22 protein-coding genes are annotated in these 26,773 nt (G+C 60.9%); 16 read left to right on the top strand and 6 right to left on the bottom strand.

Annotation, left to right across the window (positions count from 1 at the left end; genetic code table 11):
* Positions 1-2: 2 nt before the first annotated feature.
* The 4 genes from nagZ to CKA81_RS07040 are packed head-to-tail and all read left to right on the top strand — an operon-like array spanning position 3 to position 4,764.
* A complete protein-coding gene (gene nagZ / locus CKA81_RS07055; RefSeq protein WP_128354667.1) occupies positions 3-1,061 on the top strand; it encodes a beta-N-acetylhexosaminidase in 1,059 nt (352 codons plus the stop codon).
* Entirely contained in the window at positions 1,024-2,847 is a 1,824-nt protein-coding gene (gene uvrC, locus CKA81_RS07050) for an excinuclease ABC subunit UvrC (protein ID WP_128356656.1), read from the top strand. Before nagZ ends, uvrC begins: the two co-directional genes overlap by 38 nt.
* 15 nt (positions 2,848-2,862) lie before the next feature.
* Positions 2,863-3,444: a CDP-diacylglycerol--glycerol-3-phosphate 3-phosphatidyltransferase gene (pgsA, locus tag CKA81_RS07045; protein ID WP_128354666.1), complete on the top strand. Its 582-nt coding sequence runs from the start codon at positions 2,863-2,865 to the stop codon at positions 3,442-3,444.
* A 21-nt stretch (positions 3,445-3,465) separates the two neighbouring features.
* Positions 3,466-4,764, top strand: coding sequence for an MFS transporter (locus tag CKA81_RS07040; protein WP_128354665.1), 1,299 nt, complete (start codon positions 3,466-3,468; stop codon positions 4,762-4,764).
* A gap of 3 nt (positions 4,765-4,767) precedes the next feature.
* Here CKA81_RS07040 and queF read toward each other — a convergent pair whose 3' ends face one another.
* Positions 4,768-5,592, bottom strand: a complete 825-nt coding sequence (gene queF / locus CKA81_RS07035; RefSeq protein ID WP_128354664.1) for an NADPH-dependent 7-cyano-7-deazaguanine reductase QueF — start codon at positions 5,590-5,592, stop codon at positions 4,768-4,770.
* A 313-nt stretch (positions 5,593-5,905) separates the two neighbouring features.
* Here queF and aceA point away from each other — a divergent pair, with 313 nt between their 5' ends.
* The 10 genes from aceA (at position 5,906) to CKA81_RS06985 (ending at position 13,862) form a co-directional block, all read left to right on the top strand.
* Positions 5,906-7,231, top strand: coding sequence for an isocitrate lyase (gene aceA, locus CKA81_RS07030; RefSeq protein WP_128354663.1), 1,326 nt, complete (start codon positions 5,906-5,908; stop codon positions 7,229-7,231).
* Positions 7,232-7,387: 156 nt separating this feature from the next.
* Positions 7,388-8,356, top strand: a complete 969-nt coding sequence (locus CKA81_RS07025; RefSeq protein ID WP_128354662.1) for a P-type ATPase — start codon at positions 7,388-7,390, stop codon at positions 8,354-8,356.
* Positions 8,357-8,358: 2 nt separating this feature from the next.
* Positions 8,359-8,535 carry a cbb3-type cytochrome oxidase assembly protein CcoS gene (gene ccoS / locus CKA81_RS07020; RefSeq protein WP_128354661.1) on the top strand — a complete coding sequence of 59 codons (177 nt, stop codon included), beginning with the start codon at positions 8,359-8,361 and terminating at the stop codon, positions 8,533-8,535.
* Between the two features lie 29 nt (positions 8,536-8,564).
* The gene (gene ccoN, locus CKA81_RS07015; protein WP_128354660.1) at positions 8,565-10,049 is read left to right on the top strand and encodes a cytochrome-c oxidase, cbb3-type subunit I; all 1,485 of its coding nucleotides are present in this window, start codon (positions 8,565-8,567) and stop codon (positions 10,047-10,049) included.
* An 11-nt stretch (positions 10,050-10,060) separates the two neighbouring features.
* Positions 10,061-10,717 (top strand): cytochrome-c oxidase, cbb3-type subunit II, encoded by a 657-nt coding sequence (ccoO, locus tag CKA81_RS07010; RefSeq protein ID WP_128354659.1) that lies wholly within the window; start codon positions 10,061-10,063, stop codon positions 10,715-10,717.
* Positions 10,717-10,890 carry a cbb3-type cytochrome oxidase subunit 3 gene (locus CKA81_RS07005; protein ID WP_128354658.1) on the top strand — a complete coding sequence of 58 codons (174 nt, stop codon included), beginning with the start codon at positions 10,717-10,719 and terminating at the stop codon, positions 10,888-10,890. Before ccoO ends, CKA81_RS07005 begins: the two co-directional genes overlap by 1 nt.
* Positions 10,883-11,806 carry a cytochrome-c oxidase, cbb3-type subunit III gene (ccoP, locus tag CKA81_RS07000; protein WP_128354657.1) on the top strand — a complete coding sequence of 308 codons (924 nt, stop codon included), beginning with the start codon at positions 10,883-10,885 and terminating at the stop codon, positions 11,804-11,806. Before CKA81_RS07005 ends, ccoP begins: the two co-directional genes overlap by 8 nt.
* 9 nt (positions 11,807-11,815) lie before the next feature.
* Positions 11,816-13,312 carry a cytochrome c oxidase accessory protein CcoG gene (ccoG, locus tag CKA81_RS06995; protein WP_128354656.1) on the top strand — a complete coding sequence of 499 codons (1,497 nt, stop codon included), beginning with the start codon at positions 11,816-11,818 and terminating at the stop codon, positions 13,310-13,312.
* A gap of 15 nt (positions 13,313-13,327) precedes the next feature.
* Positions 13,328-13,582, top strand: coding sequence for a hypothetical protein (locus tag CKA81_RS06990; protein ID WP_128354655.1), 255 nt, complete (start codon positions 13,328-13,330; stop codon positions 13,580-13,582).
* A gap of 25 nt (positions 13,583-13,607) precedes the next feature.
* Positions 13,608-13,862, top strand: coding sequence for a hypothetical protein (locus CKA81_RS06985; protein ID WP_128354654.1), 255 nt, complete (start codon positions 13,608-13,610; stop codon positions 13,860-13,862).
* A gap of 5 nt (positions 13,863-13,867) precedes the next feature.
* Here CKA81_RS06985 and fnr read toward each other — a convergent pair whose 3' ends face one another.
* Together fnr and CKA81_RS06975 are read right to left on the bottom strand one after the other, a co-directional pair.
* The gene (gene fnr / locus CKA81_RS06980) at positions 13,868-14,596 is read right to left on the bottom strand and encodes a fumarate/nitrate reduction transcriptional regulator Fnr (RefSeq protein WP_128354653.1); all 729 of its coding nucleotides are present in this window, start codon (positions 14,594-14,596) and stop codon (positions 13,868-13,870) included.
* A 55-nt stretch (positions 14,597-14,651) separates the two neighbouring features.
* Positions 14,652-15,584 (bottom strand): LysR family transcriptional regulator, encoded by a 933-nt coding sequence (locus CKA81_RS06975; RefSeq protein WP_128354652.1) that lies wholly within the window; start codon positions 15,582-15,584, stop codon positions 14,652-14,654.
* A gap of 93 nt (positions 15,585-15,677) precedes the next feature.
* Here CKA81_RS06975 and clpB point away from each other — a divergent pair, with 93 nt between their 5' ends.
* Positions 15,678-18,272 carry an ATP-dependent chaperone ClpB gene (clpB, locus tag CKA81_RS06970; RefSeq protein WP_128354651.1) on the top strand — a complete coding sequence of 865 codons (2,595 nt, stop codon included), beginning with the start codon at positions 15,678-15,680 and terminating at the stop codon, positions 18,270-18,272.
* Positions 18,273-18,293: 21 nt separating this feature from the next.
* On the opposite strand, the gene CKA81_RS06965 is transcribed toward clpB, so the two are convergent.
* Entirely contained in the window at positions 18,294-18,980 is a 687-nt protein-coding gene (locus CKA81_RS06965; RefSeq protein ID WP_128354650.1) for an epoxyqueuosine reductase QueH, read from the bottom strand.
* 53 nt (positions 18,981-19,033) lie between these two features.
* Positions 19,034-21,811: a bifunctional [glutamate--ammonia ligase]-adenylyl-L-tyrosine phosphorylase/[glutamate--ammonia-ligase] adenylyltransferase gene (gene glnE, locus CKA81_RS06960; protein ID WP_128354649.1), complete on the bottom strand. Its 2,778-nt coding sequence runs from the start codon at positions 21,809-21,811 to the stop codon at positions 19,034-19,036.
* Positions 21,812-21,857: 46 nt separating this feature from the next.
* On the opposite strand from glnE, the gene CKA81_RS06955 reads away from it, so the two are divergent.
* Complete coding sequence (locus CKA81_RS06955) at positions 21,858-25,412, top strand: YhdP family protein (protein ID WP_164878363.1); 3,555 nt, start codon at positions 21,858-21,860, stop codon at positions 25,410-25,412.
* Here the strand turns inward: CKA81_RS06955 and gdhA are convergent.
* A complete protein-coding gene (gene gdhA / locus CKA81_RS06950) occupies positions 25,406-26,746 on the bottom strand; it encodes an NADP-specific glutamate dehydrogenase (protein WP_128354647.1) in 1,341 nt (446 codons plus the stop codon). The genes CKA81_RS06955 and gdhA overlap by 7 nt on opposite strands.
* Positions 26,747-26,773 lie beyond the last annotated feature (27 nt).

The following is a 26,773-nucleotide window of genomic DNA, read 5'->3' as shown; positions in this document are numbered from 1 at the left end:
CTATGACAGCGAACAGCACGTCGGGCCGCCTGCCGCCCGGTCCCGTTATGGTCGACGTGGAAGGCACTGTGCTGACCGACCACGAACGCAAGCGCCTGCGCGATCCCTTGGTAGGCGGCGTCATCTTGTTTGCGCGCAACTTCGAGGACCGCGAACAACTGGATCGCTTGTGCCGCGCGATTCATCAAGAGCGGGACGAGCCGCTGCTGATCGCGGTGGATCATGAAGGGGGGCGGGTGCAGCGTTTTCGCACCGATGGTTTCACCCCAATTCCAGCCATGAGCGTCTTTGGCGAACTATGGTCGGAAGACTCGCTGGCAGCCATGCGTCTGGCATCGGAAGCCGGTTATGTACTGGGAGCCGAATTGCGCGCCTGCGGGGTGGACCTGAGCTTCACACCGGTCCTGGATCTGGACTACGGCGTCAGCAAGGTTATCGGCAATCGCGCCTTTCATCGCGATCCGCGTGTCGTCACCATGCTGGCGCGCGCCTTGATCCAGGGCTTGATGCTGGCCGGGATGGCGGCTTGCGGTAAGCATTTTCCCGGCCACGGTGCGGTGGAGGCCGACTCGCATCATGAAATTCCGGTGGACCCCCGTGATTTTGAAACCATCATGCAGGAAGACGCGGCTCCGTATGGCTGGCTAGGCGACATGGTGCTGCCATCCGTAATGCCGGCTCATGTTGTTTACCCCGAGGTCGACCCACATCCTGCCGGCTTCTCACGCCACTGGATACAGAAAGTGCTGCGCCAGGACCTCGGCTATGACGGGGTGGTGTTTTCGGACGACCTGACAATGGAAGGCGCGACGGTGGCCGGCGACATCCTGGCGCGTGCGCAAGCTGCGCTGGGCGCTGGCTGCGATATGGTCCTGGTATGCAATCGGCCCGATCTTGCCGACGATTTGCTGGCGCGTCTCGCCTTCGATCATGATGCGGCGTCCGTGGCGCGTATCCGCCGGTTGCTGCCACAACAGGCGGCACCCGGCTGGGATGCGCTGCAGGCCGATGAACGTTATCAATATGCCCGACGACTTCAATCTCAAATCGTTTCTGGCTGAGCTGCCGAATCTCCCGGGCGTCTATCGACATATCGATGCGCAGGGCGAGGTGCTTTATGTCGGCAAGGCGCGCGACCTTAAGCGCCGTGTTGCCTCGTACTTCCAGAAAACGCACAGTAGCCCGCGTATCACCCATATGGTGGCTCGCGTGGTGCGCCTGGAAGTGACGGTCACGCGCTCAGAAGCCGAAGCGCTGCTGCTGGAAAACAACCTGATCAAGCGGCTCAAGCCGCGCTACAACATCATCTTCCGCGACGACAAGTCGTATCCGTATCTGATGCTCAGCGGTCACGAGACCCCGCGCATTGCTTATTACCGTGGCAGCACGAGCGGGAAGGGGCGTTATTTCGGTCCCTACCCCAATGCATGGGCCGTGCGCGAAACCATACAGATACTGCAGCGCGTATTTCGCCTGCGCACCTGCGAAGACAGCGTCTATGCCAATCGCTCGCGTCCGTGCCTGCTGTATCAGATCGGACGCTGTTCGGCGCCTTGCGTGGACTTGATCTCCGCAGAGGCCTATCAGGCGGATGTGGACAGGGCAGTGCGTTTTCTGGATGGGCAGGCCACCCAGGTGCTGCGCGACATCGAGCAGCGCATGCACGATGCTTCGGCAGCGCTGGACTTCGAGCAGGCGGCGGCCCTGCGTGATCAGATGGGTGCGTTGGCCAAGGTGTTGCAGCAGCAATCCATGGAGAAGGTCGGCAACGACGATGTGGACGTGATTGCCGTTGCGTCGGCCGGCGGGCGTGTCTGCGTGAACCTGGCCATGATACGGGGTGGTCGCCATCTGGGCGACAAGCCTTTCTTTCCCACACACACGCACGACGATAGCGCCGGCGACGTGCTGGCTGCATTTGTTGCCCAGCACTACCTGGATACCGGCATGCCGCCAGTACTGGTGTGTTCCCATCCCTTGCCCGATCCGGACCTGATAGGGCTGCTGGCCGAGCAAACCGGCGTGAAGGCCCGCGTGCTGATCAAACCGCAAGGTGTGCGCAAGACCTGGCTGGAACAGGCCACCAAGAACGCGGAGCTCGCCTTGGCCCGGCTATTGAGCGAGTCCAGTGCCCGCGCTGCGCGCACCCTGGCGCTGGCCACCGCGCTGGAGCTGGATACTGACGAAGCGGCACTGGACGCCCTGCATATCGAGTGCTTTGACATCAGCCACACCTCGGGCGAGGCCACCCAGGCGTCTTGTGTGGTCTATCAGCATCATGCGATGCAGCCTTCGCTGTATCGGCGCTACAACATTGCCGGCATCACGCCTGGCGACGACTATGCCGCCATGCGCCAGGTATTGACGCGGCGCTTTGCCCGTGTTGCAGACGGGCTGGCCGATATGCCCTCGGTGGTGCTGATCGATGGCGGCAAGGGGCAGGTTGAAGTTGCCCGCCAGGTATTCGTTGAATTGGGATTGGATACGCGCAGCATTGTTGGCGTTGCCAAGGGGGAGGGCCGCAAGGTGGGGCTGGAAACCCTGGTGTTCGTCGATGGACGGCCTCCCGTCGCCCTGGGCATCGAGTCTGCCGCGCTGATGCTGGTGGCACAGATCCGGGACGAGGCGCATCGGTTTGCGATTACCGGCATGCGGGCGCAACGGGCCAAGGCGCGCAATGTGTCGCGCCTGGAAGAAATAGAGGGGGTGGGTGCACGCACGCGGCAAAAGCTGCTGGCCCGCTTCGGCGGATTTTCCGGTGTGGTGGACGCCAGCATCGACGATTTGCGCTCCGTGGACGGGATTTCCGCCCAATTGGCAGAACGCATCTATCTGGCGCTCCGATAAGGTAGTATTGATCTTATGCCAATTAATCTGCCTATTGCCCTGACCTGGCTGCGCATTGCCATGATTCCGCTGGTCGTGGCGCTGTTTTATGTGCCGTCGGACTGGATCTCGGTTCCCGTGCGCGATACCGTGGCGGCATTCGCCTTCATTGTGGCTGCGCTCACCGACTGGTTTGATGGTTGGCTGGCCAGGCGCTGGAACCAGACTTCCTCCTTCGGCGCTTTCCTGGACCCGGTGGCCGACAAGCTGATGGTCTGCGCGGCGCTGCTGGTGCTGCTGGACCTGAATCGTGTCGACACCTTTATTGCGCTGATCATCATCGGCCGCGAGATCACCATCTCGGCGCTGCGCGAATGGATGGCCAAGATAGGCGCCAGTGGCAGCGTGGCGGTGCACCGGCTGGGCAAGTTCAAGACGGTGGCGCAAATGGTGGCCATTCCCTGCCTGCTTTATTGGCGCCCACTATATGGCGTGTCGCTCGAGTTGCTGGGCGAGGTGCTGATCGTGCTGGCTGCCGTCCTGACGGTATGGTCCATGTGCTATTACCTGCAACGTGCCTGGCCCGAGATCCGCGACAAGTCCGGTCGGCAGGGCTGACAACCGCAATGCAAAATCACCATGAGCGCCATACCTGATACTGAAGCCGTCGATTTTCGACAGATACGTCGCAAAGACTGGACCATCATCGGACTGATTGGCTCGGCGCATTCAGCATCCCATTTTTTTCAGCTGGTCTTTCCCACTTTGTACTTGTCGCTGGCTCACGAGTTCGGCTACGACTTCGTCAAGCTGGGTCTGCTGGCGTCAATTTTCTTTCTGGTGTCTTGCCTTGGGCAGGCATCGTCCGGGTTTGTTGTCGACCGCATAGGGCCAGCGCCGGTGTTGCGGTTCGGCCTGGCCAGTTTTGTGGTGTCGGGCGTGTTGATCGGGAGCGCCAACGGCTATGCCATGCTGGTGCTGGCGGCTGTAATAGGAGGCATGGGAAATTCGGTTTTCCATCCCGTCGATTACTCCATCATGAATCACCGGGTCAGCCCCGCTCGTCTGGGTCACGCTTTCAGTACGCATGGCCTTACCGGCAATCTTGGGTGGGCGCTGACTCCCGTTTTCATGGCAACCATTATTCATTTGTCCAACTGGCGCGTGGCCGCTTTCAGTGCGGCAGGGCTGGTTGCCTTCGTTCTGGTGCTGACTTGGCTGGGCCGCAGCCTGCTTGCGGGCACCAATCAGCAGGCGGTCGCGGCATCCGCTGCGCCGGGCGCCTCATCGGGTTCGCAGGTGGATCTGTCCCGTCAGTCGGTCGGCCAGACGCTCGCAACACTGCTCGTGCAGCCGGCCTTGTGGGGCGCTTTCCTTTTCTTCATGTTCACCTCGGTGGCCCTGTCGGCGGTACAAAACTACACCATACCGATGTTGGGTGACATCTACGCCATCGACAAGGTGCTGGCTGGCGGCACCTTGTCGGCCTATATGATCGCGGCGGCGGTTGGCATGCTGGCGGGCGGCTTCCTGGTGGGCACGACGCCCAACACCGAACGCACCGTCTTCGTATCGCTATTGCTGGCCGGTGCCCTGCTTGCGGTATTGGCCCTGGGTACGGTGCCGCCTGTGGTCGCCATGGGCCTGGTAGCGCTGGCCGGTTTCTTCTCGGGCGTGGCGGCACCCTCGCGCGATATGCTCATACGGCGGGTAACGCCCAAGGGCGCGACGGGCACGGTGTACGGCCTGGTTTACTCCGGCATGGATGTGGGCTCATCGCTCGCGCCCGTGGGCTTTGGCTTGATGCTGGATGCCGGCCTGGGGCGCGGACCGTGGTTTGGCGCAGCGACCGCTTTTGCCATTGCCGCCGTGTTGGCAGTATGGGTGGCCCGCTGGGCCGGGCGCAGCGTGGCGGCGGTCAGTACCGCGCGAGCCTAGGACTTACTGGCGGGGTGTGCGCGCATCGACCACGGTGGTGGCTGCACTGCTGCGCCATGGATTGATGTCCAGTCCGCCGCGTCGCGTATAGCGCGCATACACGAATAGCGATTCGGGCTGGCAAGCCTGCCAGATATCGCAATACATCTTCTCGACGCAGTGCTCGTGGAACTCGGTGTGGCGGCGCAGTGAGACGATATAACGCAGCAGGGCATCCCGATCTATACGGGGGCCTGTATAGCGTACCTGCACACTGCCCCAGTCGGGCTGACCGGTAACGGGACAGTTCGATTTGAGCAGATCTGAGGTCAGGGTTTCGGTGACCTGCGGGGCGTCAGCCACGCACTGCAGCAATCCCGGCGTGGGCTCATAAGCACTGATCTCGATGTCGGCACCGTCAATGCTGATTCCGTCCATGGGTGCACACTGCAGCGCCTGCCCGTCGCCCAGCCTTTGCAAGCTGACTTCTACCGGCCCGCCGCAAGCGCGTTCGAGATCGCGCTGGAGCGTGCCGCGCACAGTGGCCTCGTCCTGCTGGCGTTCTTCGTTGAAGGAGTTCAGGTACAGCTTGAACGACTTGGACTCGATCAGTCGCGGGCTACTGTGGTCAAAGACGAACCGTCCTATCGCCACAACTGGCTTGCCGCGCGCGTCCAGCCAGGAAAGCTCGTAGGCATTCCAGATATCGGCGCCGTGCCACACGGAAGGGATGTTCAGTTGCTGGCGATTCCGCGCGCGTTCTATGGGGAACAGCAGGCCGGCATCGTAGGTAACGGGATAAACGACATCCTGGCCCAAAGGGGCGTGAGCGAGGTGAGTATCTTGCATGGTGGGTAGCGAAAGTTGGTGCTGCGGACCAGTAGGCCCGCATCAGGTTAAGCCATTGTACCGTCTGGACCGTACCGTTTCATATCATGAAATTGCCATTTCGCATCGTGAAATTGCGATGCTGCGTTGCATGATCTTGCTTTTCATACGGAAGAAAGTTGTTCCGCATCCTGAAATGAAATTCGTATCATCTTGAAATTTAAGCGCAATATTTTTTGTCTTATATAAGACATAAGTGTGGTTTGCCTTGCAGCAAGCCCGTAGACTTTAGTCATCGGGTTTACCACTTTTTCTTACTTTGCAGGGACACATCATGAGCACACGAGAAACCGAAATTCGCGACCTTCAACGAACATGGGCAGAAGATGCCCGCTGGCAGGGTATCAAGCGCGGTTATGGGGCCGAAGAGGTCGTGCGGCTGCGCGGCTCGGTCACGGTGGAGCACACGCTGGCTCGTCGCGGCGCTGAAAAACTGTGGGGCTTGCTGCATGAAGAGCCTTTCATCAATGCGCTGGGCGCCCTGACAGGCAACCAGGCCATGCAACAGGTGAAGGCGGGGCTCAAGGCCATATATCTGTCCGGTTGGCAGGTCGCCGGCGATGCCAATGGCGCGGGCGAAATGTACCCCGATCAGTCGCTGTATCCGGCCAACTCGGTGCCCCTGGTGGTCAAGCGCATCAATAATGCCTTGACCCGTTGCGACCAGATCCAGTGGATGGAAGGCAAAAACCCCAAAGACGAAGATTACCTCGACTACTTCGCCCCCATCGTGGCGGACGCGGAAGCCGGGTTTGGCGGCGTACTGAATGCCTTCGAACTCATGAAGTCCATGATCGAGGCGGGTGCAGCCGGCGTTCACTTTGAAGACCAGTTGGCTTCGGTCAAGAAGTGCGGGCACATGGGCGGGAAGGTGCTGGTGCCCACTCGCGAAGCCGTCGCCAAGTTGGTGTCGGCACGTCTGGCCGCCGACGTACTGGGCGTTCCTACCTTGTTGCTGGCTCGTACTGACGCCGATGCTGCCGACCTGGTAACCAGCGACATCGACGAGAACGATCACGCCTTCATTACCGGCGAGCGCACCGTGGAAGGCTTCTTCCGCACACGTGCCGGTATCGATCAGGCTATTTCGCGTGGGCTGGCCTATGCACCTTATGCCGATCTGCTGTGGTGCGAAACTTCCACACCCAACCTGGAATATGCCCGCAAGTTTGCCGAGTCCATCCATAAGCAGTTCCCGGGCAAGATGCTGGCCTATAACTGCTCGCCATCGTTCAATTGGAAAAAGAACCTGGACGACACCACCATCGCCAAGTTCCAGCGCGAGCTGGGCGCCATGGGCTACAAGTTCCAGTTCATCACGCTGGCCGGCTTCCACGCCCTGAACTACGGCATGTTCGAGCTGGCGCACGGTTATGCCCGCAACCAGATGAGTGCCTTCGTTGAGTTGCAGCAGAAGGAATTCGCGGCGGCCGACCTTGGCTTCACGGCCGTGAAGCACCAACGCGAGGTGGGTACCGGCTACTTCGATGCCGTCACGCAAGCTATTGAAGGCGGTCGCTCGTCCACCACGGCACTGACCGGCTCTACCGAGGAAGCACAATTTGAAGGGTCGCCCAAAGACGGCCTGAAGGTGGCCTGACGGCCAGCCCCCGTACGAGACGGCTTACCTGGCGTCGTCTTGTACAGCAGTATTTTTGCGGCGCCCTCGTGGCGCCGTCTTTTTTTTGCACTATCGGGGAAGCCTGTTGATTTATATCAAGACTGGAGGCCACTAGCTGGCCTATAGTGCTCCGTAATGCGCGCCTTCTCGATATTCTCCATTCCTGTACAGCTTGCCGACCATGATCGCCAAAAGCGACGCCATATGCTTGCACGCATGGGCCTGGCCTGGCTGGGCATGATGCAGGTCATGATGTTTGCCTTCCCCGGTTACTTGCGGTCCGCCAGCATGGGGGCAGAGAACCTGCGTACGTTGGACGAGGCCATTGTGTTGATGAACTGGATCAGCCTGGTCATTACCGTGCCGGTAGTGTTGTATTGCGCCTGGCCGGTATGGGGCGGCGCCCTGCGACGCCTGTTGCAGGGCAGGGTAGGCATGGATCTTCCGGTGGCCCTGGGCATCGTGGCCGCTTTTATCCCTAGCGTCTGGACGACCTGGATGGCGCGCGGCGAGGTTTATTTCGATTCCGTCGCCATGTTCGTGGCTTTCCTGCTGACGGCCCGATACCTGGAGCTTTGTGCCCGACAATCCGTAGCGGGCGGTGCGCCGGCTCATCAGTTCATCGAGCAGTTTCGCGAGGCAGTGTCCAGGCGCGCCGATCACATTGCTTTCTGGTTCGTGGTGGTGCAGCTTGCCCTGGCTTTCCTCGCGGGAGCCGCCTGGTATCTGTATGCACCCGATCGTGCCATCGGCGTGATGGTGGCGCTACTGGTCATGAGCTGCCCCTGTGCAATGGCCATGGCGGTCCCGACTGCCGTTGCAGCTGCACATGCCAGCCTGTCGGTTCGATCATCGAGCACCGAAGTCGATGTGCTGCGGCTGACTCAAGCTACTGGTCGGCTGGCTCGCCAGAATTTATATGGTTCGGTTGCCTGGCATCTGTTGATGACGCCGCTGGCCGCTGCAGGGCTGGTCGCACCCTGGGTGGCTGCCCTGACCATGCTGTTGTCGTCCTTGGCGGTGGCCGGGAACTCGTGGCGCTTCTATCGGCGACAGACCGTCCCGCGCACCGGCAGGCTGCAAGCAGCGGCGGTACAGGCCTGACCATGCCCTCATTGTATTTGCTGCTGCCCATATCGCTGTTGCTGGTCATTGTCATAGGCGCGGCGTTTTGGTGGGCTATTTTTGCAGGGCAGTTCGACGACACGTCGCATGCGGCGCAGTCGATACTGCTTGATGACGATACCCCGGCCAATGCCGGGAACGACAAAGATTTTGATTGATTTGTTTTACTTGATTTAGGGGAAGCTCGATGGGTACGTCCGATACTGTCGGAACACAGGCCGAAGTCTTCAACTATGGGGTCGTGCGTCAGTTCACGATAGCCACCATAGTTTGGGGCGTGGTCGGCATGGCGGTGGGGGTTCTGATCGCCGCACAGCTGATCTGGCCGGAGTTGAACTTCAATACCCCGTGGCTGAGCTACGGCCGCTTGCGTCCCTTGCATACCAACGGCGTGATCTTCGCCTTTGGCGGCAGCGCGCTGTTCGCCACCTCGTATTACGTGGTGCAGCGTACCTGTCAGGCGCGCTTGTTCAGCGACAAGCTGGCCGCCTTCACTTTCTGGGGATGGCAGGCGGTGCTGGTGGGTGCTGTAATTACCTTGCCGATGGGCTACACGTCCACCAAAGAATACGCCGAACTCGAATGGCCGCTGGATATCCTGATCGCCCTGGTCTGGATCGCCTATGCCGTGGTGTTCTTCGGCACCATCGCCAAGCGCAAGATGCGTCACATCTATGTGGCCAACTGGTTCTTTGGATCTTACATACTGACCATCGCCGTGCTGCACATCTTCAACAACCTGGAGCTTCCCGTATCGATGTGGAAGTCGTACTCGGCCTTTGCCGGGGTGCAGGATGCAATGGTGCAGTGGTGGTACGGGCACAATGCGGTCGGTTTCTTCCTGACCACCAGTTTCCTGGGCATGATGTATTACTTCGTGCCCAAGCAGGCCGGGCGTCCCATTTATTCGTATCGCTTGTCCATCGTGCACTTCTGGGCACTGGCCTTCACTTACATGTGGGCCGGTCCGCACCATCTGCTGTATACCTCGTTGCCTGACTGGACGCAATCGCTGGGCATGGCCCTGTCGCTGATACTGCTTGCTCCTTCCTGGGGCGGGATGATCAACGGCATCATGACCTTGTCGGGCGCCTGGCACAAGCTGCGTACCGATCCCATACTGAAGTTCCTGGTGGTGGCCTTATCTTTCTACGGCATGGCAACCTTCGAGGGCTCGATGATGTCCATCCGCACGGTCAACGCCCTGTCGCATTACACCGACTGGACAGTCGGGCACGTGCACGCCGGCGCACTGGGCTGGGTTGCCATGATTACCTTTGGCTCCTTCTATTACATGATTCCCCGTTTGTACGGCCGCAGCGCCATGGCCAACATGGGGCTGGTTTCCCTGCATTTCTGGTTGGCCACGCTGGGCGTCGTGCTGTATATCAGCTCGATGTGGATTGCCGGCGTGATGCAGGGCCTGATGTGGCGCGCGACGGGTGCGGACGGCACGCTGACCTACAGCTTTGTGGAAGCCGTGAAGGCTACCTATCCCTTCTACGTCATACGCCTGGTGGGAGGCCTGTGCTTCCTGGGCGGCATGTGCGTCATGGCATGGAACACCTTCATTACCGTGCGGGGCCAGACCCATAGCAATCCGGTCATTCCGCAGTTCAACCCGGATGCGCGCGACCCCGCGATGCGCCAACCGGCCACGGCCACGGCTTAAGGAGATACAACATGGCCAAGAAGAAGTCCGGATTCAGTCACAAGCTGATCGAGCAGAACGTCGGGCTGCTCATCATCCTGTCGATCGCCGTCATATCGTTTGCGGGTCTGGTGCAGATCGTTCCGCTGTTTTTCCAACACTCAACCACCACGCCCACCCCGGGCGTCATGCCCTACGAGCCGCTGAATCTCGTCGGGCGCGACGTATACATACGGGAAGGCTGCGTGGGCTGCCATTCCCAGCAGATACGCATGCTTAGCTCCGAGGTGCAGCGCTACGGCCCTTATTCCCTGGCCGGCGAGTCGACCTACGACTATCCCTTCCTGTGGGGTTCCAAGCGCACCGGTCCTGACCTGGCTAGGGTGGGTGGCCGCTATTCCGACGACTGGCACCGCGTACACCTGCGCAACCCGCGCGATGTCGTGCCGGAATCGAACATGCCCGCGTATGGATGGTTGGCGCGCAACTCGGTCGAGAACGAGAACGTTCAGACCCGCATGCGCGTATTGCGCAGGTTGGGGGTTCCGTATACCGACGAACAGATCGAGCAGGCGCCGGAACAACTGAAAGGCAAAACCGAAGAAGACGCCCTGATCGCCTATCTGCAGGATCTGGGCGTGGCCGGGCGCGCCGCCGCCGCTAAGGCCGTTGCCGAGGGAGCACTGTAATGGGCTTGTTGAATGGTTTGGCAACCATTATTGCCATGCTTACTTTCCTGGGCATCGTGGTCTGGGCGTTCTCCAAGGGCCGGGCCGACGCCAATCGCGAGGCCTCCATGCTCCCGTTCGCCGTGCCGGACGAGCGTTTGATGGACAAGAAAAAAGAGGAAACCCATGAGTGATTTCGTCAGCGGCTTCTGGAGCTACTACATCGGGGCGATAGCCATCGCCGGCATTGTGTTCTGTGTGTGGCTGCTGTTCTCGCAACGTGCCTGGCTGAAGAAAACCGTCGAGCATACCGAGGACACCGGCCATGTATGGGACGGCGATCTTACCGAGCTGAACAATCCTGTGCCGCGGTGGTGGACAGTGTTCTATCTGGGGCTTTGCATAGTCGCCGTTGCCATTCTGGTCTTGTATCCGGGCTTGGGCAGCTACGAGGGCACCCTGAAATTCACCTCTGCCAACGAGGTGAAGTCGCAGCGCGAAGCCCTGAATGCGCAGATCCAGCCGGTGTATGAGCGCTTTGGCAAGATGTCGATCACTGAAGTGGCCGGCGACCCGGATGCGCGCGAAATCGGCCAGCGCCTGTTCCTGAACAACTGTGCGCAGTGCCATGGCTCGGACGCCCGAGGCAGTGGCAACTTTCCCAACCTGGTGGACGGCGACTGGTTGTATGGCGGCGAGCCGGAGCAGATCATGCACTCCATTACCAAGGGACGGCACGGCATGATGCCGGCCTGGGGCGCACAGATCAAGCCGGCCGAGGCAGCCGACATTGCACAATACGTACGTTCCTTGTCCGGGCTGGCCAGCGATGCATTGCGCATCGTGCCGGGCAAACGTGGCTTCGATATGTTCTGCGCCGCCTGCCATGGCGCCGAAGGCAAGGGCAATACCGCGCTGGGCGCGCCCAATCTTAGCGATAACATCTGGCTCTATGGCAGTTCCGAAGCCTCGATCGTGGAAACCATACTGAATGGCCGCGAAAACCGCATGCCTGCTCAGGAAGGCATCCTTACGGAAGATCAGATCCGCATGCTTACCGCATGGGTATGGGGCTTGTCCAACCCAGGCAGCCGGATGGCTGCCCGATAGAAGCACAGCATGAGCAGCGAACCGCCCGTCGACCTGAACCCGGTACCAGCCGCCGCTGTGCCGGCCTGGCAACCCCCGCGGGTCACGCCCGCGGGCGGTAAGTCTCCTCATGTCGAGAAAGCGCTGTCCGATGTGCGCGGCAAGATTTATCCGCGTTCGGTATCCGGACTGTTCGCGCGCTGGCGCGTCGCCATGGTGGTCATCACCCAACTGATTTTCTACGGTTTGCCGTGGCTGCAATGGAATGACCGTCAGGCCGTGCTGTTTGATCTGGCGGCACGCAAGTTCTATATATTCGGCATGGTGCTGTGGCCGCAAGATGTCATTTATCTGGCTGTTTTGCTGGTCATCTCGGCTTTTGCATTGTTCCTGTTCACGGCCATGGCAGGGCGGTTGTTCTGCGGCTATGCCTGCCCACAGACCGTCTACACCGAGATCTTCATGTGGGTCGAGCGCCGTATCGAAGGCGACCGCCTGGCCCGTATTCGCCTGGACGAACAGCCCTGGTCGCTGCGCAAGCTGCGTATCAAGGCCTCCAAGCATTTTGTCTGGATCCTGATCGCATGGTGGACCGGGTCTACCTTCATCGGGTATTTCTCGCCGATACGCGAGCTGGGCATGGGCCTGCTTACGCTTAGCCTGGGGCCATGGCAGTGGTTCTGGATGGTGTTCTATGCGTTTGCCACCTGGGGCAACGCCGGCTTCATGCGCGAAGCGGTGTGCAAGTACATGTGCCCGTATGCCCGCTTCCAGAGCGTTATGGTCGATGACGACACCTTTGTCGTTACCTATGATCACGTCCGGGGCGAACCGCGCGGCGGGCGTTCGCGTCGCATCGATCACAAGGAAGCCGGCATGGGCGATTGCGTGGACTGCAGTCTGTGCGTGCAGGTCTGCCCAACCGGTATCGATATCCGCGACGGTCTGCAATACATGTGCATAGGCTGCGGCGCCTGCGTCGATGTCTGCGATACCGTCATGGACAAAATGGACTACGACAGGGGCCTGATCCGCTATACGTCGGGGCGCGCCATTACCGATGGGCTGTCGCAATCCCAGGTTCGCAAGCGGTTGCTGCGTCCCCGCGTGCTGGTGTACACGAGCCTGTTGGCCATCATCGTGGCAGGCTTTGTTTTTTCCCTGGCTACACGCAACCCTTTGCGGGTGGATGTCATACGTGATCGCGGGGTGCTGGGCCGTGAAGTAGCCGGTGGCATGATAGAGAACGTGTATCGCCTGCAAATGATCAACACCTCCGAGTCTCCGCTGACGCTTAAACTTAGCGCCACCGGGGTGCCCGAGCTTGCGATCCTGACTGCCGACGAGGGCACAGATACCGTACAGGTGGATGCCGCCTCGAACCGATTGGTTCCCGTCGTGGTACGTGCCCCGGCTGGCACCCTCACACCTGGCTTGCATGAAATCGAATTGACCACTGTGGGCAATTACGGATCGGACCGCGAGGTCACCGTCGTTGAGCGATCCAGCTTTTTTGTTCCCCGATAACCCAGAGGCCAGTAGATGTCACAATTTCCCGACCCCGCAGAGCAGCTTGTAGGGCCCAGCAAGCCTTGGTGGCGCGAGCCCTGGCCCTGGCTGCTGATGGCGGGCCCCTTCGCGGCGATGGTGGGCTGTATTATTACGATTTTTCTCGCCGTGGAGCACTACGGCGATCAGGCAATTACTGATGGTGGCATCAAGCGCGGGCTGAAGGTCACTCGTCAGGATGAAGTACCGGCGGCTCCGCAGCCGCCGAAGGCGCAAGCGCGCGAATAATTCCAAGAATAATCAGGAGACAACTATGCGTAGACGTTCATTGATGTGGATTTTATGGCCGTCTTTCTTGATCGCCGGGGCGACCAGCGCCGCCGTGTTCGCGGCAATCGACCCGCTGGATATTTCTTTCTTTGGCTTCTTCCAGGCAGAGCGACAAGCTGTCTATGCGGGGGGCTTTTTCTTGTTCTGGGTGATGGCAGCGCTATCTAGCGCGTTAACGCTGCATTTGGCGCCGCGCGGTCGCCTTGAAGACGAATTTGGCGACCCGGTGCCCGACTAGGCGGCTCAACCGCAGTCGGTCCCAGCCAGCGCCTGCAAGCCGTGCATATCCAGTATATGCACTTCGCGCTGTCGCACGCGTATCAGGTTCTCGCGCGCAAATCGCGAGAACAGCCGACTGACGGTTTCCAGGGTAAGGCCCAGGTAGTTGCCGATCTCTTCTCGGCTCATGCGCAGGATGAATTCGCTGGCAGAATAGCCCAGCGCGGAAAGCCGCTGCGACAGGTTGACCAGAAAAGCGGCGAGTCGCTGTTCTGAGCGCAGTGCGCCCAATGCCATGACCAGTTGGTGAGAGCGGCCGATTTCCTTGCTCATGAGGCGGCGCAACTGTTGTTGCAGCACCGGCAGGTGCCTGGCCAGTTCGTCCATCTCGTCGATGCGGATGATGCATACTTCGGAGTCTTCCAGCGCGATGGCATGCGATAGATGGACGTTGTCCAGCAGGCCGTCCATGCCGACGATTTCACCCGGCAGCAGAAAGCTGGTGATCTGGATCTGGCCCGACGCATCTTCCAGTTGCGTCTTCAACGAACCGGAACGGATGCCATAAACCGCTTCCGTCTTCTCGCCCAGATGGAATAGCGCGCTTCCCTTGGGGATGCGGATTCGTTCCTTGATGAGCTCGTCAAGCTTGGCCACGTCATCGCGTGCCATGCCCAGTGGCAGGCACAGTTCGCTTAGCATACAGGTGGAACAGCGGGTGGATTCGGGTGCGACCGGGATACGTTTAGGCATGCAGGACAGATCTGGGTTTCAGTTGGCTGTCAGTATAGGCTTCTCGGCGGATAAGTCATGTCGCGAGTGTGGTTTTTTCGTCAGTTGCCGCCCAATACGACGGCGTGGCATAGCGTTCTTTGAGCATGTCAACGAATAGCCGCACACGCAAGGGCAGGTGTTTGCGCTCGGGCAGCATGGCAAATATGCCATTGGGCGGCGCTGCGTAGTCGTCCAGCACGGTAAGCAGCCGACCTGCTGCCAGATCGTCGCGGACCTCCCAGAGTGATCGCCACGACAGCCCGATGCCGGCCAGCGTCCATTGATGCAGTACCGATCCATCGCTGCAGGCGAGACTGCCTTTTGCCCGGATCGCACGCAATTGCCCATTTTGCCGCAGCAGCCAGCCCCTGGCCTGGTTGCCCTGGTTGCCGAAGGACAGGCAGTTGTGTCGTGCCAGGTCGTCTGGTGTTGCGGGGCGTCCGTGCCGTTCCAGATAAGAAGGGGCGGCGACGATAACGCGCTGGTTATCGGCCAGACGCAAGCCCACGATCTGCGAGTCGTCCAGTTCGCCCAGGCGTATGGCGCAATCGTAGCGCTCTTCGATCAGGTCGACCAGGCGATCGGACAGATCCAGGGTGACCGAGACGTCCGGGTAAGTGGCGGTGAACTCGGGCAGCAGGGGAGCAACATGCCTGCGCCCAAAGCCGGCCGGCGCGCTGACGCGCAAATGGCCGCCGGGCTTCACGCTACCCTGCGTGATACGGGCTTCGGTGTCGTTCAGGTCGCGCAGGATGCGCTGCGCTTCCTCCAGCAGTGCGGTGCCCTCGGAGGTAAGCGACAGGCGGCGGGTCGAGCGCAGCAGCAGTTTCACGCCCAGGCGGCCCTCCAGCGCGGTAAGGCGTCGGCTCATCATGGCGGGCGCCACGCCTTCGGCGCGTGCCGCCGCAGTCAGGCTGCCCAGCGTCGCAACGGCCACGAAACTTTCCAGTTGTTTGAATTTATCCATAGGGGCGGCGAGGGCTCTACCTTGAAATAGGGCCGTTAGGCCGCACATATTCATTATTCGAGCCCATGGCTCTCTCCACTTTCAAAGAACACTATGCGATTCGACAAACTTACCACCAAATTTCAGCAGGCCATTGCCGATGCGCAAAGCCTGGCTGTTCAGCATGATAATCCTTATATCGAGCCGGCCCATGTGTTGGCGGCGCTATTGGCCGATAGCGACAGCGGCGCGGGCAGCCTGCTGGCGCGTGCCGGCGTGGCGGTCAATCGCCTGAGCCAGGCTTTGACCGCGCAGATCGAAGCCTTGCCGCAAGTTCAGGGGGCCGAAGGCAACATACAGGTCAGCCGCGAGTTGCAAGCGGTATTGGCGCGTACCGACAAAGAAGCCAGCAAACGCGGCGACTCTTACATCGCCAGCGAGCTTTTCCTGCTGGCACTGGCCGACGATAAAGGCGAGACGGGCCGCCTGCTACGCGAGGCGGGCTTGCAACGCAAGCCCCTGGAAGCCGCCATCGAAGCCGTGCGCGGGGGTGCCAGCGTTGCCGACTCCGAGGGCGAATCCAACCGCGAGGCCCTATCCAAATACACTACCGACCTGACCGATCTCGCACGCCAGGGCAAGTTGGATCCGGTCATAGGCCGCGACGACGAGATCCGTCGATCCATCCAGATCTTGCAACGTCGCACCAAGAATAATCCGGTGTTGATCGGTGAGCCCGGCGTGGGCAAGACGGCGATCGTCGAAGGACTGGCGCAGCGGATTATCAATAACGAGGTGCCCGAGACCCTCAAGGGCAAGCGGGTGCTGTCGCTGGATATGGCGGCTTTGCTGGCCGGTGCCAAGTATCGCGGCGAGTTCGAAGAACGCCTGAAGGCGGTTCTTAAAGAGCTTTCCCACGACGACGGCCAGACCATTGTTTTCATCGACGAGCTGCACACCATGGTGGGCGCAGGCAAGGCCGAGGGCGCAATGGACGCGGGCAATATGCTCAAACCGGCCTTGTCGCGCGGCGAACTGCATTGCATAGGCGCGACCACGCTGGACGAATACCGCAAATACATCGAGAAAGATGCCGCGCTGGAGCGGCGCTTCCAGAAAGTCCTTATCAACGAGCCCGACGTCGAGTCGACCATCGCGATCTTGCGCGGCTTGCAGGAGCGCTACGAACTGCATCACGGCGTGGCCATTACCGACCCGGCCATTGTGGCGGCTGCCGAGCTGTCCAATCGCTACATCACTGATCGCTTCCTGCCAGATAAGGCCATCGACCTTATCGACGAGGCGGCTGCGCGCATACGAATGGAGATCGACTCCAAGCCCGAGGTCATGGACAAGTTGGATCGACGCATCATCCAGTTGAAGATCGAGCGCGAAGCGGTCAATAAAGACACGGACGAGGGCTCACAGCGTCGTCTCAAGGCTATCGAGGACGAACTGCTGAAGCTGCAGCGCGAGTACAACGATTTCGAGGAAATCTGGAAATCCGAGAAGGCCGCTGTCCAGGGCTCGCAGTCGATCAAGGAAGAGATCGAGCGCACGCGCGCCGAGATGGCCGAGCTGCAGCGCAAGGGTCAGTTCGACAAGCTTGCGGAGCTGCAGTACGGCAAGTTGCCCGAGCTGGAGGGCCGCCTGCAAGCAGCCGAAGCCGGCCAACAAGAGGCCGCCGACGCCGACAAGCCGCGCTTGTTGCGTACCCGGGTGGGTGCGGAAGAGATCGCCGAGGTCGTGTCCCGGGCTACCGGCATTCCGGTGTCCAAGATGATGCAAGGAGAGCGCGACAAGCTGCTGCAAATGGAAAGCTATCTGCATCAGCGGGTCGTCGGTCAGGACGAGGCCGTAACCCTGGTGGCTGATGCGATTCGCCGTTCACGGGCCGGCTTGTCGGACCCATCGCGCCCTTATGGTTCCTTCTTGTTTCTCGGCCCCACTGGGGTAGGCAAGACCGAACTTACCAAGGCGCTGGCCGGCTTCCTGTTCGATTCGGACGACCACCTGATACGCATCGACATGAGCGAGTTCATGGAGAAGCACTCGGTGGCGCGTCTTATCGGAGCGCCTCCCGGTTACGTGGGCTACGAAGAGGGCGGCTATCTGACCGAAGTGGTGCGCCGCAAGCCTTACAGCGTCATTTTGCTGGACGAGATCGAGAAAGCGCACCCCGACGTATTCAACGTGCTGTTGCAAGTGCTGGATGACGGCCGCCTGACCGATGGCCAGGGCCGTACGGTGGATTTCCGCAACACTGTCATTGTCATGACGTCCAACCTGGGCTCGCAGCATATACAAAGCATGACCGACCAGCCCTACGAGGTGGTCAAGGAAGTAATCTGGGAAGAGCTTAAACAGGCATTCCGCCCCGAGTTCCTGAACCGTATCGACGAAGTCGTGGTGTTCCATGGTCTGGACGCCAGCCATATCGAGTCGATTGCGCGCTTGCAGATACAGCGCCTGGCCGAACGCCTCGTCCAGATGGACATGCGCCTGGAAGTCACAGATGCTGCCCTGGCACAATTGGCCCGTAGCGGCTTTGACCCGGTGTTTGGGGCACGCCCGCTTAAACGCGCCATCCAGCAGCATGTAGAGAACCCGGTCGCGCGACTGATACTGGAGGGCAAATTTGGGCCCAAGGATGTCGTGCCGGTGGACTGGCAGGACGATCAGTTTGTGTTTTCGCGCACCTTGCAGTAAACGTCTGCTGGGGCGTCGGCCTTACGCGTCGGCGCCCGGCGGCGGGTTGAATTCCAGTTCGTCCTTGCCGTAGAACTTGATGCCTATCTTGATACGTTCGCGGCCTTGTTCGCGACGATGCCGATTGGTATCGCGCAGCGAATAGACACAGCCGCAGTACTCTTGCTGGTAGAAGGTTTCGCGCTTGCTGATTTCGATCATGCGTGCTGACCCGCCACCTTTGCGCCAGTTGTAGGTCCAGTAGATCAGTTCGGGGTAGCGCGCAGCGGCGCGCTCGCCCGAACCGTTGATCTGGTTCATGTCCTTCCAGCGCGAAATACCCAATGAGCTGGTAATGGTGTCAAAGCCGTGCTCGTGAGCGTATAGCGCGGTGCGCTCGAAGCGCATGTCGAAACAGACCGTACAGCGTTGTCCGCGCTCGGGCTCGTCTTCCAGGCCGCGTACGCGCTCGAACCAGTTGTCCCGGTCGTAGTCGGCGTCGATGAATTCGATGCCGTGCTGCTCTGCAAAACGAATGTTCTCGTTCTTGCGGATCTCGTACTCGCGGTCCGGGTGGATATTTGGGTTGTAAAAATAAATGGCGTATTCGATGCCCGATGCGGTCATGGCTTCCATGACTTCGCCGGAACACGGCGCACAGCAGGAATGCAGCAGCACCTTGCGCCGGTTGTCGGGCAACTGAAGTATGGGGCGTTCGGTCAGGGTCATGGCAGACGATTGCAGCCTTGCGGCGCAGTAAAGATATGGCTCATGGGCGTATTTTAGTCGCCTATGACGGTATTCCAAAGTGTGCCCACCGCCCGGCGTTGAAGAATCAATTGATCGCTGGGTACGCGGGCCTTCTCGGCACCCTGCAGACGCAAGGCATGTTGGCGGCGACGATATTCGCGATAGGCGTCGGCGACGTCTATGGCCAGATGCCTGGGGATGAGGCCGACCTGGGCAGCCAGCCCCAGCAGGGCGATATTTCCGAGGTTATCCAGCAGCACCGGATAGGTCGCTGCGTGGCACAGCACCAGGTATTGCGTCACGAACTCCACATCCACCATGCCGCCACGGTCGTGCTTCAGGTCGAAGTCGTCGCTGCGATTGGGATGCCCTGCGCTGATCTTCTCGCGCATGCCACGCACTTCGTTGCGTAGCGCAACAGGATCACGCGGCAGCAGCAGCACTTGGCGGCGTATGGCCTCGAAGCGCTGGCCAATCGCGGCGTCACCCGCAACGAAACGGGCGCGTGTGATGGCTTGATGCTCCCAGGCCCAGGCGTGCTGCGTCTGGTATTGCTCGAAGGCGTCGATCGAAACGGCCAACAGGCCGGCGTCGCCATCCGGCCGCAGGCGCAGGTCGATCTCGTACAGGCGCCCGGACGACGTCATGGTCGATAGCCACGAGGCCATGCGTCGGCCCAGCTTGGCATAGAGCTCGCTGGCTTCGTCGGTGGGGTCGTCGTAAAGGAAAACCAAATCCAGGTCGGACGCGTAGCCGATTTCCTTGCCGCCCAGCTTGCCATAGGCAATGATGGCGAAGTGCGGGGCGGGAAGGGGGCCTGCCTGGCCGCGCGGCTGCACCAGCGGCCATACACGATCGATGGTCTCAGCCAGCAGCAGGTCAGCCAGCGCCGAGAGCCGATCCGCCAGGTGTTCCACCGTAAGCACGCCTTCCAGATCCTGGGCCAGCAACTGAAAAGTCACCTGGTGCTGGGTGTCGCGCATCAGGTTCATTTGTTGTTCGACGTCGGGTCGGCCGTCAGGCAGCACGCAGGCATCGAGCTCGCTGCGCAATTGGCGCCGTAGCTCGTCGAAGTCTGGCGGCTCGAGCAGCGAATGCCACTCGATCAGGCTATCCAGCAAAATAGGGTAGCGGGCCAGGTACTGCGATGCCCAGGGGCTGGCGCCAACGATGCGGGCAACCCGTGCAAGTGTCTCGGGATACTCGGCCAGCAGCGCCAGATAGGCACTGCGCTGGACGATGTGTTCGACCAGCTCAAGCAAGCGTATGGCCGTGGTGGGCGGCGTTGCGCTCTTGGCTGCCATGTCGATGATGGCAGGCAGCAAGGTCTTGACGCGTCGCCGGCTGCTTGCGGGCAAGCTGCGGATGCGATGGCTATCGAGCAGTGACTCGACGCGTTGGCGTATGGTGTCGGCGTGGTCGCCCAGCAGTTGCTCGATCTGCTCATTCAGGTCGCTGTATGGCGTATCGGTGGTCCGGGCCGCAGGGGTGTCCTCGCCATGGTCGGTTTCACCCATGCCGGCAATACGGAAAGCGTCGCGGAAGGTTTGGGTCACGAAGGCGCGATGTTCGGTCAACGTGGTTTCAAACGCCGCCTGCTCCATGCCCATGGCATCAGCCAGAGCGGTGCACAGGGCCGGGTCGCGCGGCAGCAAGTGGGTCTGCTCGTCTTCGCGGTACTGCAACAGATGCTCCACCCGCCGCAAAAATTCGTAAGCGATGGCCAGGCGCTCGGCGACCTCGTTGGCGATCACGCCGGCATTGGCCTGCGCCTGCAGGGCGGCAAGCAAGCCTCGTTGTTGCAATGACGGCATCCGACCGCCGCGTATCAACTGATTCAGCTGCACGACAAATTCGATCTCGCGTATGCCGCCTTCACCCAGCTTGATGTTATGGATGGTGTCGACACCATTGCGGGCCAGTGCGCGGCGTTGCCAGTCGAGCCGGATTCTTTCGCGCAGCCCGCGCATGGCAGCCAGGGCGTCGAAGTCGAAGTACTTGCGGTACACGAAGGGGGTGCGCAGCGATGCCAGTTGCCTGACCTGCTCGGATGAGTCGCTACCCTCGAAGGCCCGGCAAGGAATGATCCGGCCTTTCAGCCAGGCGTAGCGTTCCCATTCCCGACCTTGCGTCACCAGATAGTTCTCCAGGGCGTCAAGGCTCCAGGCCAGCGGGCCAGAGTCGCCATCGGGCCGCAGCCGCAGGTCAGTGCGGAATACCTGCCCATCGCCATCCATCTCGGACAGCACCGGCATCATGCGTTGCGTTACCCGGCCATAGAACTCGTGGTGGCTGATCTTTCGGCGTCCGGTGGTTTCTCCTTCTTCACCGTACAGCATGATCAAGTCGATGTCTGACGAGACGTTCAGTTCGCGGCCTCCCAGCTTGCCCATGCCGACGATAAGCAGCTCTTGCGGGCGCCCGGTATTGGGGTCTACCGGTACGCCATGGATATCCGCCAGTGCGCCCGCAACGCTCTTGTAGGCTTCCGCCACGGCCAGGTCTGCCAGGGCCGACATGGCCGTCACGACTTCTTCCAGCGGGGCAAGGCCATTGATGTCGCGCAGCATCAGCGTGTAAAAGGTACGTTCACGCAATAGGCGCAGCGCACGGCGCACATCGGCCACCGGCAGCGTGGCATCGCCTTCCCCCCCGCGAAGCTCGTCGTACCAGCCATGCAGGGTCTTGCGGGTAAGCGGCTGCTGGGCGGCGGCCGTCAGCCATTCGGCGAAGGGGGCATAAGCGCTGGTCTTGCGGCGCAGCGCGCCCGACCAGCGCAAAGCTCGCTCTAATATAATGCCTGCAGACATAGGGTCGCACGAGGGTGAAAAGATGAAGTATAAGGGGTGCCGACTCTTGAAGATCGCACTGGCCGCGTATTTTGCGCTGGCCCTGCTGGTGCTGGGCGTCCGCTATCTGGTTTTGCCCAATATCGACCAGTGGCGTCCTCAAATCGCCGCGCAACTATCGTCCCGTCTCGACCTCGATGTCACCCTGGGTGCCATACAGGCCGAATGGAAGGGCCTGAACCCCAGCCTGCGTCTGCGCAATGTCCAACTGGCCCGTCCCGGCCAGCCGGCAGTGCTGGAAGTGCCCCAAGTGGATGCCCGCCTTAGCTGGCGCAGCCTGTTCTCGCTTTCGCCGCAGTTTCTCAGCCTCAGTGTGCGCGGGATGACCTTGGACGTGAGCCGCGATGCGAACGACCAGTGGCGGCTGATGGGCCTACCGATCGATCTGGCCGAGGCAGCGCAACAGCCTGCGGACCGCGGCGATGGCTTCCTGATCTGGCTGGCGGCTCAACGGCATATTGTGTTGCGCGATGCCACGGTACGCTGGACCGATGCCTTGCGCCAGGCGCCGCCCCTGGTGTTGGAGGGCGTTACGCTGACAGTTACCGGCCGGTCCGGCAATCACGACTTTTCATTGATAGCAACGCCGCCTGCCGGCCTGGGCGACCAACTGGAAGCGCGTGGCCATATTCGGACGGACGGCGCAGAGGCGGCGAGCAGCTCGCGCCTGCGCTCCGCGGAGGGCCGCTTGTATGTGCGTATGCCCAACATGGCCCCGCTGGCGTGGGACCCATGGCTGCCCTTGCCCCCCGGGCTGCAATCCGGTCAGGTCTCCATGCAGTCCTGGCTTGAGTTCCAATCCGGTTCGCTTGCCCGGGTAGTGCTGGATGCGCATGTGGCTGATGCCCGCTGGGAGTTTCCAGAGCAGGTCGCCGCCAGCGTTGGCTCCTTCCGTCTTTATCTGGACGGCCCCGGTAGCGCTTACGGCAAACTGGCCGCCGGTAATCCGGATCCGGGCCTGGCTTTCAGTCTGGCTGCGAAGCATCTGACGGTCGAGGCTCCCGAACTATTCCAGCACACCTTGTCATTTGATCTTATCGATGCGGATGGCAGCGTGGGGCACGAGGATGACGGCGCCCTGGCATTGCGGTCAGCGCGCCTGGCTGTGGTTAATCTCGATATGGACGCCGCCTTTCAAGGGAATTGGAAGGAGGGCGGATCGGGCGTAGCGGGAATGGTCGACGTCCAAGGCGTTTTTCGGCGCGCCACGGTGGACGCCATTGATGACTACTTGCCAAGCACCGTTGATCTGGACGCGCGCGAGTGGATGGCTGCCAGCCTGATGGACGGCGAGATTGCCGACGCCACGGTCGCCGTGCGAGGCGACCTGATGCACTTTCCGTTCGGAGAGCATCCGACCGCCGGCGATTTTTCCTTGCAGGGGCGGTACTCGGGCGGGGTGATCGACTATCTGCCGCCAGACGATGGCTCTCTGGGCTGGCCGCGCCTGACAGACATGCGCGGTACGGTCGCCATGCATCGATCCAGCTTGCGGGTAACGGCGGATGAGGCTTTGATGCTGCCCACGCCTGACATGCCCATACGTTTGCACGAGGTGCGCGCCGACATTCCCGATATCGAGATGGAGTCCATCCTGGAGATCGACGGGCTGACGTCGGCCCGGGCCGAAGCTTATCTTGCCTTGATGAGTCATTCGCCGTTGGGCGACCTGCTTGACGGCATCTTCGCGCAAAGTAGTGCCGACGGAATGTGGCAGGTGCCCTTGTCACTGACCATACCGCTGGCGCGCCCCGAAGACACCACCGTGAAGGGGGCCATCGAGTTTGCCGGCAGTACTGTCAGGCTTGCGCCCGGTATGCCAGAATTCACGAAGGTAAAAGGCGTGCTCGCCTTTACCGACAATCATATCGAGGCTACGGGTTTAAGCGGGCAGTTGCTGGGGGGACCGCTGAATATGGAAGGCGGCGTGGGCGTGGGAACCAAAGGCTTGACGATGCGCGGTCGAGCCGATGCTGGCGCACTGAACGCCTATGTCGGCCTGCCCGGCATGAGCCGGCTTTCGGGGCAATTGCCCTACAGGGCGACGCTGCAGCGCGACAAGAGCGGCGGCTTTTCGCTGTCGGCCGAGTCTGATCTGAAAGGGCTGGGCCTGGACTTCCCCGCACCGGTGGGGAAAGCGCCTGATAGCGCCCGCAAGCTGCGGCTATCCTGGAAGCCACAGGCGGACGCCAAAGCCATGCGCTTCGAAGCCAGCCTGGACGACGCGCTGCGCGCCAGCCTGGTGCATCGCCCGGGTCGAAAGTCAGCAAGCTTTTTTCAGGCGGGGGCCATCGGGCTGAATCAGCCTGCGAAACTGCCTGCGCAAGGCTTGAGTCTGGACATTCAGTATCCCGACATCGATCTGGATGCCTGGGATGCCGTCCTTGATGGGTTTTCAGAAATTGCTGCAAACGACGCTGCGCCAGGCAAGCCGGCAATCTTGCCTGATGTGAGCCAAGTCCGCTTGCAAGCGGGACAGGCACGGGTATGGGGCGTCGATCTGGACCAACTGACCTTTACCGCCCGTCAGCCGCAGCCTGCCCAATGGCGGGTCGATATCAGTTCTTCGCAGACCGCAGGCACGCTGTTCTGGCGCGAATCTAAGGGCCGAATTGCGGGCAGGGTAGACGCGAACTTCGACAGGCTATCGCTGGGCGCTGAAGCCAGTACGCCAGCCTCGTCCGACAGCGACCCGGCCATGCAGTTTACGGATGACCTGGATATTCCCGGCGTCAACCTGCATGTCAAGAAGCTTAGGCTTTATGGGCATGAGGTCGGGGAGCTGTCGGTCGTGGGGGTCAATCAGGCGCGCGGACACTTATGGCGCCTGGATCAATTGACGCTTTCCAGCCCCGCCGCTGTGCTGAGCGGAACCGGAACCTGGCGCCTGAGCGGCCCGCAGCGTGGCCTGACGCTGGACGCCGAAGCGCAGGTGCACGATCTGGGTGCTTACCTGGATGAAGCCGGTTTCAAGGACATGACCAAAGGTGGTTCGGGTACCTTGAAAGGAAACATAGAGTGGCGCAACTTGCCCTGGACCTTCAGCAAGGCCGATCTTGAAGGGCAGGTGGAAATCGCCTTGCAGGACGGCAGGTTCTCGACGCCCAATTCGGGTTCCGCGCGCCTGCTGGAGCTCTTGTCGCTGCAATCGGTAAAGCGCCTGGCCAAGCTGGAATTCAAGCCGGCCGGGCTGGCCAAGGAAGGCTACCCCTATGACAACTTGAAAGGCACCATAGCCGTGTCCAAGGGCGTGACCACAACGGACAACTATCGCGTGACCGGTCCGGTGGGCACCATCGTGATCGGGGGCAAGTCTAATCTGATCCACGAGACCGTGGATCTTCGGGCGGTGGTCATCCCGAACCTGGATGTCAGCGGCGCTGCCATTGCGGCCGGTATTGCGATCAACCCTATCGTGGGGGTGGGCGCTTTCCTGACGCAGTGGCTGCTACAGCAGCCACTGGCCAAAGCCATGACAGTGGAATACCGCGTCAGCGGAACGTGGGACGACCCCCAAATAGAAGAAGTCTCACCCGCGTCCAAAGCCTTGACGCATCAATAAACGCCCTGGTGCAGCATGGCGTCGGCCACTTTCACGAAACCGGCAATGTTGGCGCCGTTGACGTAGTTGACCGTCTTGCCTTCCGCGCCGTGCAGCACGCAGTTGTCGTGGATGTCGCGCATGATGGCGTGCAGCTTATTGTCAACCTGATCGCGCGTCCAGTGCAGGCGCTGCGCATTCTGGCTCATTTCCAGGCCCGACACCGCCACGCCGCCGGCATTGCTGGCCTTGCCCGGCGCATACAGAATGCGCGCCTGCACAAAGGCATCGACGGCCGCCAGGCTGGTGGGCATGTTGGCGCCTTCTGCGACACAGCGCACGCCGTTCTTGATGAGAGTTTGTGCGTCTTCCAACTCCAGCTCGTTTTGCGTGGCGCAGGGCAGGGCCACGTCCACGGGCACATGCCAGGGACGTTTGCCGGCCTGGTAGTCCAGCTTGAACTTGTTGGCATAAGTTTCGACCCGGCCACGCTCTTCGTTCTTCAGGCGTATCAGTTCGGCCAGCTTTTCCGGCGTGAAGCCGGCCTTGTCGACGACGGTGCCGTGCGAGTCGGATACCGTGACCACACGCGCGCCCAACTGCATGCATTTTTCGATGGCGTATTGCGCCACATTGCCGGACCCGGACACCGATACCGTCAGGCCTTCGATGGACTGGCGGGCGTGCTTGAGCATTTCTTCGGCAAAGTAAACCGTGCCATAGCCGGTGGCCTCGGGACGGATCAGGCTGCCGCCGTAGGTCAGCCCCTTGCCGGTGAACACGCTGGCCGACGAGTTGGACAACTTCTTCATCATGCCCGTCATGAATCCGACTTCACGGGCGCCGACACCAATGTCGCCAGCCGGCACATCGGTGTCCGGCCCCAGGTGGCGGTAGAGTTCGGCGATGAGCGCCTGGCAGAAGCGCATGACCTCACCGTCCGACTTGCCTTTGGGGTCGAAGTCCGAGCCGCCTTTGCCGCCGCCCATGGGCAAGGTCGTCAAGGCGTTCTTGAAGGTCTGTTCAAAGGCCAGAAATTTCAGTATGGACAAATTGACCGAAGGGTGAAAACGCATACCGCCCTTGTAAGGGCCTATCGCCGAGCTGTGCTGGATGCGGAAGCCGCGGTTGACCTGGACGCGTCCCTGGTCATCGACCCAGGAAATGCGAAACTGGAAGGCTCTTTCGGGCTCTACCAGTCGTTCCAGTATGCCGTGAGCGGCATAGCGGGGATTGCGTTCAATGAAGGGCCACAAACTATTCATCACTTCTTTGACTGCCTGCATGAACTCGGGCTGATGCGGGTCGCGCGCGCGGATTTGGTCAAGAAACTGATCTAGTGTTGGTAGGTTCATCAAGGAATGCTCTGTTGTAGTACTGAG

The sequence above is a fragment of the Pollutimonas thiosulfatoxidans genome, assembly GCF_004022565.1.
GTDB lineage: Bacteria > Pseudomonadota > Gammaproteobacteria > Burkholderiales > Burkholderiaceae_B > Pusillimonas_D > Pusillimonas_D thiosulfatoxidans.
This window is presented reverse-complemented; position numbering and strand designations above follow the sequence as displayed.

Coding starts and splice junctions, on each gene's coding strand:
- CKA81_RS07005 (WP_128354658.1), top strand. CDS start 10,717: ATGGGCTTGTTGAATGGTTTGGCAACCATTATTGCCATGCTTACTTTC.
- aceA (WP_128354663.1), top strand. CDS start 5,906: ATGAGCACACGAGAAACCGAAATTCGCGACCTTCAACGAACATGGGCA.
- clpB (WP_128354651.1), top strand. CDS start 15,678: ATGCGATTCGACAAACTTACCACCAAATTTCAGCAGGCCATTGCCGAT.
- CKA81_RS06965 (WP_128354650.1), bottom strand. CDS start 18,980: ATGACCCTGACCGAACGCCCCATACTTCAGTTGCCCGACAACCGGCGC.
- queF (WP_128354664.1), bottom strand. CDS start 5,592: ATGCAAGATACTCACCTCGCTCACGCCCCTTTGGGCCAGGATGTCGTT.
- gdhA (WP_128354647.1), bottom strand. CDS start 26,746: ATGAACCTACCAACACTAGATCAGTTTCTTGACCAAATCCGCGCGCGC.
- uvrC (WP_128356656.1), top strand. CDS start 1,024: ATGCCCGACGACTTCAATCTCAAATCGTTTCTGGCTGAGCTGCCGAAT.
- CKA81_RS06975 (WP_128354652.1), bottom strand. CDS start 15,584: ATGGATAAATTCAAACAACTGGAAAGTTTCGTGGCCGTTGCGACGCTG.
- nagZ (WP_128354667.1), top strand. CDS start 3: ATGACAGCGAACAGCACGTCGGGCCGCCTGCCGCCCGGTCCCGTTATG.
- ccoS (WP_128354661.1), top strand. CDS start 8,359: ATGCCCTCATTGTATTTGCTGCTGCCCATATCGCTGTTGCTGGTCATT.
- ccoG (WP_128354656.1), top strand. CDS start 11,816: ATGAGCAGCGAACCGCCCGTCGACCTGAACCCGGTACCAGCCGCCGCT.
- ccoP (WP_128354657.1), top strand. CDS start 10,883: ATGAGTGATTTCGTCAGCGGCTTCTGGAGCTACTACATCGGGGCGATA.
- glnE (WP_128354649.1), bottom strand. CDS start 21,811: ATGTCTGCAGGCATTATATTAGAGCGAGCTTTGCGCTGGTCGGGCGCG.
- CKA81_RS07025 (WP_128354662.1), top strand. CDS start 7,388: ATGCGCGCCTTCTCGATATTCTCCATTCCTGTACAGCTTGCCGACCAT.
- CKA81_RS06985 (WP_128354654.1), top strand. CDS start 13,608: ATGCGTAGACGTTCATTGATGTGGATTTTATGGCCGTCTTTCTTGATC.
- ccoO (WP_128354659.1), top strand. CDS start 10,061: ATGGCCAAGAAGAAGTCCGGATTCAGTCACAAGCTGATCGAGCAGAAC.
- CKA81_RS06990 (WP_128354655.1), top strand. CDS start 13,328: ATGTCACAATTTCCCGACCCCGCAGAGCAGCTTGTAGGGCCCAGCAAG.
- pgsA (WP_128354666.1), top strand. CDS start 2,863: ATGCCAATTAATCTGCCTATTGCCCTGACCTGGCTGCGCATTGCCATG.
- ccoN (WP_128354660.1), top strand. CDS start 8,565: ATGGGTACGTCCGATACTGTCGGAACACAGGCCGAAGTCTTCAACTAT.
- fnr (WP_128354653.1), bottom strand. CDS start 14,596: ATGCCTAAACGTATCCCGGTCGCACCCGAATCCACCCGCTGTTCCACC.
- CKA81_RS07040 (WP_128354665.1), top strand. CDS start 3,466: ATGAGCGCCATACCTGATACTGAAGCCGTCGATTTTCGACAGATACGT.